This is a genomic window from Paenibacillus nanchangensis (assembly GCF_046543445.1).
Lineage (GTDB): Bacteria > Bacillota > Bacilli > Paenibacillales > Paenibacillaceae > Paenibacillus_AQ > Paenibacillus_AQ nanchangensis.
On the sequence record NZ_JBHOFD010000056.1, the window covers coordinates 25,660 to 35,966 of the forward strand.

Sequence of the window (10,307 nt, forward strand, 5' to 3'; positions counted from 1 at the left end):
AAAAAAAACGGGTTGAAATTGTATTCTTTCTATGCTAACATATTTTTTGCTTGCTTTTTCATATGTCCCAGTAGCTCAGTTGGATAGAGCATGCGCCTTCTAAGCGCACGGTCGGGGGTTCGAATCCCTCCTGGGACGTGACCACAGCCTTTTCCTTTGCGGGAAGGCTTTTTTTATTGCCTGCGGTGAGCGCCTGAATCTCTGATCTTCTGAAGCTGCCCTGCTCTTGCTCTGCTCTACCTATCTTGCCCTGTCCTGACTAACCCAACCTCACCCTGCTCTCTCCTCAACCAAACCTTATCCTGCTCTCTCCTCAACCAAACCTTATTCTGAGCAGCGTCTCCAAACACTCCAGGTTTGTAAACTCTATACCCGTTCCCTTTTATCCTTAACCTTTCCTACTGGAAGGAAACAGCCAGGCTGAACCTTTTCATAAAAAAGTGTTTTACAAAAAGAACAGCCGGCGCTATATTAATGAGTGAGTACTCACTCATAATTCAAGAATCGAGGGGATTTCCATGCGGGACAGCAGCTTTTACGAATCGCCCCCCGTTGATCAGCCGGCCGTTGACGTGCACGAAGTCACAAGAGCTTATGGGCGAAAAACCATCCTGAACGGCATCACACTTCAAATTAAACCGTCAGAAACGTACGGCATTCTGGGTCCGTCGGGGGCAGGTAAAACGACGCTGGTTAAATTGATGACCGGCATTGAGGAACCGACCAAAGGCCGGGTGACCGTGCTTGGAATACCTATGCCGAATCTGCCCCTGCTTGGCCGCATAGGGTACATGGCTCAGTCCGACGCGTTATACACCGAGCTCAGCGCCAAAGAAAACCTGGAATTTTTCGCCTCCCTCTATGGTTTAAGGGGAAAACAGCGGTCCGCCCGCATCGAAAAGGTAATGCACACCGTGGATTTAACCGCCCACCTCGGCAAAAAAGTCTGTGACTACTCCGGAGGGATGAAACGCCGCTTGTCCTTGGCCATTGCCCTGCTCCACGAGCCGCCTTTGCTCATTTTAGATGAGCCGACGGTCGGCATCGATCCCGTGCTGCGCCAGTCGATTTGGAACGAGCTGCGGGAGCTGAGCCGGAAGGGAACCACAATCGTGTTAACTACGCATGTTATGGACGAAGCCGAAAAATGCGACCGGCTGGCCATGATCCGGGACGGCCGTCTGCTGGCCGAGGATACGCCGCGCGGACTGCTCCAGGCTACAGGCTCGGACACTATTGAGGAAGCCTTTCTTCATTACGGGAGGGAACAGGCATGAGAACCCGCGCGATTGCCCTACGGATTACCCGCCAATTTTTGCATGACCGGCGGACCATGGCATTGATGTTTGCCGCTCCGCTTGTCGTCCTGTGCCTGATGAGCCTGGTGTTCAACGGCAAAACCTACGAGCCCGCCGTCGGCCTGACCGGCCGGGCTGCGGCGCTTGCCTCCATCCTGGAGGGTCATGGTGCCACAGTGAACCAATACCAGGAACCTGCCCAAGGGGAAGATGCCCTGCGCGCCGGAGAGATTGACGCCCTGATCTCACCAGAAGAAAAGGGAGTCCGTGTGCTGCTTGAAGGAAGCGATCCTTCCGTGAACCGTGCCGTCCTGCTGCTTCTGGAACAAAGCCGGCAGGAAATGGCCGGCTTTATGACCTCTACAAATGCGGAGTCCGTGGCGAAAGGCAATATTGCCTCTCCTGGCAGCGAACGTCCGGCTACCGCAGACGGTTCATCACAGCCAGCTGTTGCAAGTGCGGCGGACGGACCGACCTTGGCAATCGATTACCTGTACGGCTCAGCCGACATGAAGACACTCGACCGGTTTGGCCCGGTGATGATTGGCGTATTCGTCTTTTTCTTCGTGTTTCTGATCTCAGGCGTCTCTTTCCTGCGAGAACGTACGACCGGCACGCTTGAGCGCCTGTTGGCCACGCCTCTTAGACGCTGGGAGATCGTTATTGGTTATGTCGGCGGCTTCGGCCTGTTCACCCTTGTGCAGGCGGTCTTAATCACCTGGTTCAGCATCGACGTACTCGGCATTCAGATGGCCGGCTCATTCGTCTATGTTCTGCTAGTTACCCTGCTGCTCTCCATGACGGCGCTGACACTAGGAACGCTGCTGTCCGCTTTCGCCGCAAACGAACTGCAGATGATCCAGTTCATCCCGCTGATCATTGTGCCGCAGATCTTTTTGTCCGGCCTGTTCCCGCTTGACACGCTGCCCCTATGGGTTCAGCGGATCGGCTGGGCAACTCCTCTGTATTATGGCGCGGACGCGCTGACAAACGTCATGATCCGGGGAAGAGGCTGGAGCGGCGTCGCGCTGAACGTCTATGTGCTGGCCGGATTTTCTTTTGTTTTTATCGCCCTGAATATATTGGCTTTGCGCAAGCACCGGAAGCTGTAACGGCTGGCCATGACGGTCTTCGAAAATGTAATTCCCTCCTCTATATGATAAAATGGAGACCAATTGGACCTAGATTTGGAGGGTTACCGGAATGACTAAGCAGGAAACCGCCGATTACCGCGGCATGGAAGAATGGTCCGAAGCGCTGCGGCTGTACGGAGCCGAAGAGAAAATGACACCAAAGCAGATCGCCATAGTGGAGGCGGCAGTCAACGTCTTCGCCGAAAAAGGCTATGCCGCCGCTTCCACCGGTGAAATCGCCAGACTGGCCGGCGTTGCCGAAGGAACGATTTTTCGCTACTACAAGACCAAAAAAGACCTCCTGATGGCCATTGTGGGGCCTTCGGCGGTCAAGCTGATTACCCCGCTCCTTCTAAGTAACTTCAAAGACGTGTTGGAGACGCCTTACGACAGCTTCCCGGTCTTCTTGAAGACTTTTGCGTTGAACCGGCTGGAATTTGCCCGCAAATACTACAAAATACTGAAAATTCTAATTCAAGAAATACCGTTTGAACCGGCGCTTCGTAACCAGTATAAAGAACTGGTGATCAGCAAAATTTTTGCGCAGATGGAAGAGATCGTCCGCCATTTTCAGGACAAAGGGGAACTAGCCCCGCTTCCTCCCGCGGTCATTATCCGGTTTACCGCCTCCTCCCTCCTCGGTTTCCTTATTACGCGGCTGCTGCTGCTTCCCGACTCCGAGTGGGACGACGAGCTGGAGATCGACCGGACAATCCGGATGATTGTGCAGGGCGTTGGCGCATCGAATACTGGCGATTGAACGCAACATTATGACTGGTCCCCGCCTTTACTTACAGGCTGAGGGAACAGTCTTTTTTTGTTCCATTGGGTCTTGATCCCAGACAAAACCGCCCGATCCACAAGGGACCCGGGCGGCTATAGGGGCGGAGCAGCCGGCGGGGGACCGGATCTCCTGGGAATTAGCGGCGTGTCTTGCGGCTTCCCAACCACATCGGGAACCGGAAAGCCAGATTGATGAACAATACGACAAATACGAGCACGGCGGCCGATTTATCGGCGATCTGCCTGGCGTCCTCAACGATAGCCTCGGACTGCACGTACCAGAGGTGAACGGCCAGCGTCTCGCCCGGCGACAGCAGGTTGAAATCCCACATTTCGCCGGAAGTGCTGAGGCCCGCGGTCAAGATGATGACGGCCGATTCGCCGAACGCCCGGCCCGCCACCAGGCAGATCCCGGTGATGATGGCGGGCATCGCTACCGGGAGTACCGCCTTGCGGATGACGTGCAGCTTGGTCGTGCCAAGCGCGTAACCCGCTTCGCGCAGCTCGCCGGGGACGGCGCGGACCGCCTCCTCGGTGACCCGGGTCAGCATCGGCAGATTCAGCATTGCAAGCGACACGGCGCCGCCGAGAATCGTTAACCCGATGCCGAAATACTCCGCGAAGATCGCCAGGCCAAGCAGGCCGAACACGATTGACGGCACGGAAGATAGCGTCTCAACGCACATGCGCAGGCCCGCGGTGAACTTGTTGTCCGGCGCGTATTCCGCCATGTAAATGCCCGCTCCGACACCAATCGGCACGGAAATCAGCAGCGACAAAATCAGGATGTAAAAAGAGTTGAACAGCACCGGGCCGATACCGCCGCCCGGGTCGATCTCCTCAGGCTGCTTGATCAGAAATTCAAACGACAGGCTCGGCAGCCCTTTGCCGAGAATCGTGAACAGCAGCGCAAAAATCAGCAGCAAAATCAGCCCGCCAAGCGCATACAGCAAACCGGTCACAATCCGGTCCCGCCGGACGGCCCTGGCGCTCCGTTTGGTGCGGACAAATCCGTTCATGCGGCGTCCCTCCTTTTTCTGCCGAGAAACCGGATCACAAGAATCATGGCGAATGAAATTAGCAGCAGCAGGAACGCCATCATATGCAGCGCATAGTTCCAGGTCGAGTCAAATTCCACGTTGGAAATCTGCATCACGATGTTGCTTGTCAGCACCGAAGCGGAAGTGAACAGCGACTTGGCCAGCTGCGGCGTGTTCCCGATCACCATAACAACCGCCATCGTCTCGCCGATCGCCCGCGTCATGCCGAGAATAATCGCCGACACAATGCCGCGGCCCGCAGCCGGCAGCACGACCCGAAAAATCACCTGCAGCCGGGTCGAGCCCAGCGCATAAGCGGCATCCCGGTATTTTTGGGGAACTGCCACAATCGCATCGTCGCTGATCCGGCAGATCGTCGGCAAAATCATCAGCGACAGCACCAGCGCGGCGGCAAGCAGGCCGTCCCCCAGACTTTCCCCGCTTGCTTCCCGCAGAAAAGGCAGCAGCACGGTCAAGCCAAGATAGCCGTATACAATAGAAGGAATGCCCACCAGCAGATCAAGCACCGGACGGATAAACCGTTTCAGCCACACCGGCGCGATCTCCGCCGTCAGCACCGCCATGCCAAGCGATATTGGAACGGCAATCAGCAGCGTCAGCCCGGTAAGCGAAAATGTATTGACGATAAACGCGGCTGCTCCAAACGCTTCTTCCTCAGGCGTCCAGTTAAACGACAGGAAGAACTCCGCCGGCGATATGTCGCCGAACAGCAGCAGCGCGGTTTTGCCGATAAAAAAAACAACCAGGCCCAGCACCAAGCACAAGGCGATAATGCAGAAAAGGAAAAAATGTTTCGATACCGTGTTGCCCAGCCGGTGCCGGGCGTGTCTGCGGTCCGCGGCGCGCGTCCCCCGTGCGTCTTCCGCGTTTTTGCGGATCGTCAGATTGTGGACAGGTGAGCCCATGACTCGATTCCTCCCGAAAGGCGGCCGGCTGATCCTGTGCGTCAGCCGGCCGCCTAGCCATTCATTTTAAATTTTTGCGTTTGCCCCATGCGAAACTTGAGTTTACGTTTGCGTTTGCTTATGCCTACCTGCTTATTTCATGGCCGAAATTGGGATGAATTTCAGCTTTTTCAGCGAACCCTGCTGGAACTTCTTGCTTTGCACGTACTCGATAAAAGCCTTGGTAGCGCCGGTCGGCTGGCCTTTTGTCATGTAGTAACCGTAGGCCCAGATTTTGTAGGAGCCGTTGATTACGTTATCCGTCGTTGCTTCCACGCCGTTGAACTTCACGGCTTTCACGTCGCCGCTCACATACACCAGATCGATGTAGCCGATGGCGCCCGGCGTAGTGGCTACGGCCGTTTTCATGTCGCCGCTGGAGCCGGTTTCCTTGTAGTTTTTCTCTTTTTTGACGATGTCGCCGCCGTCCAGCGCTTTTGCCTGATAGTTAACGCGGGTGCCGGAGCCAAAAGCGCGGGTGATCACCACGATATCGGCGTCTTGGCCGCCTACTTCCTTCCAGTTGGTGATTTTGCCGGCAAAAATACCTTTCAGCTGTTCCGTGGTCAGGTTATCGACCTTTACGTTTTTGTTGACGATGGTGGCGAACGGAATCACGGCTACTTTGTTGGCTACCTGGCCGTCAAAAGCTTTGAAGCCCGGAACGTCCATGCTGGCATCCCAGTCGCAGGCGCCGATGTCGGCGATGCCTTTTTTTACGGCTTGCGGTCCGGTGACGGAGCCTTTGCCGGAAGCGGCGATCTTGACCTTCGGGTGCATCTTCTGGAATTCTTTGGCCGCCTGCAGCGTAAGCGGCAGCAGGGCGGTTGAACCGTTAACGGTAACTTTGCCGCTGAGCGATCCGGCTGCGGCGGTTACGCCCGCGAACGAAGCGGCGACAGTGATGACCGCAGTCAGGGCGGTCACGGTGAACTTTTTAAAGAAATTCATGTTGGATTCTCCTTCTTGGCAGTTATGCCTTGGTTTTTTTATTGTTGAGCCCGGGTCAGCTGCACGGCCGAGCCGTTTTGCACCCAATGTACGGTGCCGTCGCTGATTACAGCCAATCCGCCGTCGGCGGAAACGGAAATTTCACTGATCTCGCCGCTCGTGCGGTACAGCTCGGCCGGCTGGCCGCCCTCGGCGATCGAAAAGACAACGCTTGTGCCCTCGGCAGTTGTGCCGGCTACCAGCAGCTTGCCGTCCGCTTTGCCCAGCCAAAACGGCTCTACAGATAAGTTCAGATCAGCAGCGGTTCCGTCTTTTTTTACCGTTTTTACCTTGTTAGGCGCAGCTCCTTCCGGGTCCGCACTAAGGTATACCGCACCGTCTCCCCAGAATTCCGGATACAGTTTGTTGTCGCTGCCGCTGGTCAAGGCCGCTGCTTTGGCGTCTTTTGCGGTCAGGTCGATCAGGTACAGCTGCTCTCCCGCTTTGCTGTAATCGACGGTCAGCGATTCCTCGGTGCCTTCTTTGTCCGTGGTCGCCGTACCCGTAATATTCACGATGTAGAGGGCGGATTTTCCGTCATCGGACACGCGCAGCATTGATTTGTTTTCCACTTTGTCGGATACAATGGAGCTTACCGCGCCGGTGGCGGCGTCGGCTTTCGCGATTTTTTCCTGCTTGTCCCCTTGGATAAAATAAAGGGTTTTACCGTCCGCGGACCAGACCAGGTCGGTCTTAACGCTGTTGTCCGTGCCAAGCGGCTGAATGACGCCGCTGAACAGGTTCATGATACTCAGACGTCCGTTTTCGTCCGTAAACGCGCCCCATTTGCGGTCGGCGGACACGGCGTATTCGGCGGTGCGGTCATCCGTCGCAAATATTTCGTAGCTGCCCAGCGCATTGCCGAGCTTCAGCGTAAGCGCCGATTCGGCGTCCTCGCGGTTCACCAGCAGCCGGCCGTCCGAGGTAAAATGCGGCACCCCGTACACGCCTTCCGGACGGGCCACGCTCAGAATTCCCGTATTTTTCTCCAGCAGCTCACCGCCCAGCGCTTTGACGGTTGGCGTTAATTCTACGTAAACCTTGCCTTTATGTGCGACCGGCGCATAGGTAAATGTTCCCTGTGCTCCGTCCAGTTGAAACACGGTGCTGCCCGGCTGAACCCGGACGGTATGTAACCCTTGGCTGTCGGTCAATTCCACGCCGCCTGCCACCGCCGTATACTTGGCGTTTAATGCCGCGGCCAGATCGGCCAGCTGATACAATGCCTGCGGTCCGCCTTTTAGCGTTTTCAGCGTAATTTGCTGTCCATCCACCGTCCAATTGGTTGAAGTTTCGGTGTAAGCGGATGTTTTCACTCCGGCTTTCGGCGCCGGCTTGGCCGTTTCCCCCGCGGCGGCCGCCCCTGCGGCTCCCGTCGTCATAAGCAGTGCGGAAGCCATAACTGCCGTAATCCATTTCTTGTTCTCCAATGCGATTCACCCTTTTTCGTATAGGTAATTGCTAATCACATTGTCGATCTCAATCGTTAAAACTGTTGCGGGGAATTGTTAAGCAGTTATAAAGTGGAAAAATATTTTTAGGACTATGGTTCCGGTCCCCCCCGCCCCGCTACCCGGGCCTCTTCACCCGGGCTGGTCGAAGGGCTTAAGAGGAGAAATGAAGGCGTGATACCGGGTGGAGAAGGCGTAAAACTGGGTGATAAAGGCGTAAAACTCGGCAGGGAAGACGCAAAACAGGGCTGTAAAACCTATCGGCGGGCCATAGTCAGGGGCGGAATGAGGGCGTTGAAAAAGGTGGGCCGGACATAGAATGCCCCGCTAAAGCACAAAAAAAGGGCGTCCCTGCGGACAGCCCTTCCTTGATGTTTTGTAAAGTTTGTAAAAAACACTCAGAACGTATACGGCCGATTGTGTGCAAAATCGTCCCCGGTAATCTGCCATTTGACCCCATCGACTGAGCTTTAGCGATTGGACCTGAGCCTGGTTGGCCCGAGTCTTACCGATTGACCTGAGTTTCACCTATTGACCCGAGCTTACCGGTTGACACGGGTTTTACCGATGGACCCTAGCCTTACCGGTTAGCAGGAGCTTTACCAGCTGACCCGCACCCTTCCCTCAGCCCGCTTTGCCAAGCAAAAAACTGACCGCAAGAATGACAAGCACGATCAAGGTAATAACTACATACAGGTAATCCCGTTCTTTCAAAAAAATAAACAAGGAAGCCGCAACCCGCAGCACCGGCGTCAAAATAAGCAGCATCAGGCCGGTCTGCAGCACAGCGGCCGGTTTCAACGCGGCGGCGCCTGCCACTGCCGCGCCCGGACTAACCGGATATGTCCCTTCCGGGTACCCGGTATTTCCGGCGATGAGCAGCAGAATCAGGCCGGCGACTATGACGGCCGCGCTGATCAGCACCCCGATCCGCAGCACCCTGCTGACGATCGCCTCCACTTCTTCGGCTTCGCTCCGGCGTTCTTTTGTGTCCGCGTTCATCATCTACAATCTCACCCCTTGCACGATCATTTGAATGGAGACATAGATCAGGACCGGGATGAACAGCTTCCGGATCGTTTTGTTTTTAAGCCGCTGCATAATGCGGGAGCCCAGCGTCGCTCCAAGCAGTACGCCGAGCGCGACGGGTGCCGAAATGAGCGGGTCGATGTCCCCCCGCAGCATATAGATGCCGGCACTGGCCGCCGCCGTAACGCCCATCATGAAATTGCTGGTGGCGGTCGAAACCTTCATCGGCAGCTTCATAAACAGATCAAGCGCCATAACTTTAAAGCTCCCGCTGCCGATGCCAAGCAGTCCGGAGACGACGCCCGCGCCGTACATCACACCAAATCCGCCGTATACATTGCCCACATTGTATTCCACTTCGCGTTTCAGCGCCTTGTCATAGTAGCGCCCGCCGAGCTTCAGCTTGGCCGCCGCCGGGCTCATCTCCACATTTTCCGGCAGCTCGCTGTTGCGGTTCTTGAGCATGTTGAGCGCGGAGTACAGCAGCAGCAGCGCAAATACGATGTACAGCAGCTTGGGCGCCAGCAGCCCGCCGATGAACGCGCCGGTAATCGCTCCGACGGTCGTGGCGATTTCCAGGAACATCCCTGCCCTTAGATTGGTGATTTTGTCCCGGATGTAGGATACGGCGGCTCCGCTCGATGTGGCAATAACCGAGATGAGGCTCGCGCCGATCGCATATTTGATATCTACACCGAATAACAGCGTCAAAGCCGGGGTCACAATAATACCTCCGCCCAGACCGAGAACCGAACCCGTAATGCCCGCCAGGATCGCAATCAAAAAAATCAATGCAATACCGCTTGTCGTCAATGCCATCGCTTAATCTCCCATATGACAGATTCAAATTCTTACTTCCTAATCTACGAAGCAAGTCCGTCCCACATGTTATGCCTTATCCTTCATTTTGTCAATGAACGAATTGTTTTACTTGCATTTATTAAGTGATATAGTGTAAGTACATTCAAAAAGAAAGTCATTTAGGAGGAGAACTGTTGAGCCGCAACGTAAACGAACTGCCTGGCGATGCAATTGACGCCGTCGACCGGGATATTATCCGCGAGCTGAACCGGAACGGTCGCGTATCCTATACCGACCTCGCCAAAACGATCGGCCTGTCACGTGTGGCGATTCAGGCCCGTGTGAACGCGCTGATCGAAAGCGGGGTAATCGAGCGGTTTACCGCCGTCATCAATCCGGAGAAGATCGGGATCGCGGTGTCCGCTTTTTTTAATGTGGAAGTGGAGCCCAAGCATCTGCATGAAGTTGCCGAGCAGCTGGCCGACGACCCCTGGGTCACCAGCCTTTATCATATGACCGGCCCGTCCAAGCTGCATATGCACGCCCTGTTTTCGGACAACGCCGAGATGGAGGCTTTTATGAGAGACAAGCTGTATGTGCTCCCCGGCATCACCTCCGTCGAATCCCAGGTGCTGATCAAGCGGTACAAAAGCCGCATGGGAATGCGATTGTAGCGTGCCGCCCGCCGCGGTGCAATGAAACGGCCTGAGCCAGCTTGGGCAGCGCAGCCAGAGCCAACACTAACAAAATCATGCACGGAGAACTATTATTCACAAGAACCAGACGCCACAAGGATTAGACGCAATGAGCCGCTGCC

At 55.6% G+C, this 10,307-nt stretch carries 10 protein-coding genes and 1 tRNA gene; 5 read left to right on the forward strand and 6 right to left on the reverse strand.

Annotated elements, in window-relative coordinates:
- Positions 1–64: 64 nt before the first annotated feature.
- From ACE6ED_RS28065 to ACE6ED_RS28080, 4 genes are all read left to right on the forward strand, one after another.
- Positions 65–138, forward strand: a tRNA-Arg gene (locus ACE6ED_RS28065).
- Between the two features lie 380 nt (positions 139–518).
- Positions 519–1,277 (forward strand): ABC transporter ATP-binding protein, encoded by a 759-nt coding sequence (locus tag ACE6ED_RS28070; protein ID WP_410830756.1) that lies wholly within the window; start codon positions 519–521, stop codon positions 1,275–1,277.
- Complete coding sequence (locus ACE6ED_RS28075) at positions 1,274–2,410, forward strand: ABC transporter permease (RefSeq protein ID WP_410830757.1); 1,137 nt, start codon at positions 1,274–1,276, stop codon at positions 2,408–2,410. Before ACE6ED_RS28070 ends, ACE6ED_RS28075 begins: the two co-directional genes overlap by 4 nt.
- A 91-nt stretch (positions 2,411–2,501) precedes the next feature.
- Positions 2,502–3,191 (forward strand): TetR/AcrR family transcriptional regulator, encoded by a 690-nt coding sequence (locus tag ACE6ED_RS28080; RefSeq protein ID WP_410830758.1) that lies wholly within the window; start codon positions 2,502–2,504, stop codon positions 3,189–3,191.
- Between the two features lie 160 nt (positions 3,192–3,351).
- Here ACE6ED_RS28080 and pstA read toward each other — a convergent pair whose 3' ends face one another.
- From pstA to ACE6ED_RS28110, 6 genes are all read right to left on the reverse strand, one after another.
- Positions 3,352–4,233 (reverse strand): phosphate ABC transporter permease PstA, encoded by an 882-nt coding sequence (pstA, locus tag ACE6ED_RS28085; protein WP_410830759.1) that lies wholly within the window; start codon positions 4,231–4,233, stop codon positions 3,352–3,354.
- A complete protein-coding gene (gene pstC, locus ACE6ED_RS28090) occupies positions 4,230–5,180 on the reverse strand; it encodes a phosphate ABC transporter permease subunit PstC (protein WP_410830760.1) in 951 nt (316 codons plus the stop codon). The genes pstA and pstC overlap by 4 nt, the downstream gene beginning before the upstream one ends.
- Before the next feature lie 132 nt (positions 5,181–5,312).
- Positions 5,313–6,170 (reverse strand): phosphate ABC transporter substrate-binding protein, encoded by an 858-nt coding sequence (locus tag ACE6ED_RS28095; protein WP_410830761.1) that lies wholly within the window; start codon positions 6,168–6,170, stop codon positions 5,313–5,315.
- Positions 6,171–6,208: 38 nt separating this feature from the next.
- Positions 6,209–7,639 (reverse strand): TolB family protein, encoded by a 1,431-nt coding sequence (locus ACE6ED_RS28100; RefSeq protein WP_410830762.1) that lies wholly within the window; start codon positions 7,637–7,639, stop codon positions 6,209–6,211.
- Positions 7,640–8,284: 645 nt separating this feature from the next.
- Positions 8,285–8,662: a DUF1634 domain-containing protein gene (locus tag ACE6ED_RS28105; protein ID WP_410830766.1), complete on the reverse strand. Its 378-nt coding sequence runs from the start codon at positions 8,660–8,662 to the stop codon at positions 8,285–8,287.
- A gap of 3 nt (positions 8,663–8,665) precedes the next feature.
- Positions 8,666–9,508, reverse strand: a complete 843-nt coding sequence (locus ACE6ED_RS28110; RefSeq protein WP_410830763.1) for a sulfite exporter TauE/SafE family protein — start codon at positions 9,506–9,508, stop codon at positions 8,666–8,668.
- A gap of 176 nt (positions 9,509–9,684) precedes the next feature.
- Between ACE6ED_RS28110 and ACE6ED_RS28115 the strand changes: the two genes are divergently transcribed.
- The gene (locus ACE6ED_RS28115; RefSeq protein ID WP_410830764.1) at positions 9,685–10,164 is read left to right on the forward strand and encodes an Lrp/AsnC family transcriptional regulator; all 480 of its coding nucleotides are present in this window, start codon (positions 9,685–9,687) and stop codon (positions 10,162–10,164) included.
- Positions 10,165–10,307 lie beyond the last annotated feature (143 nt).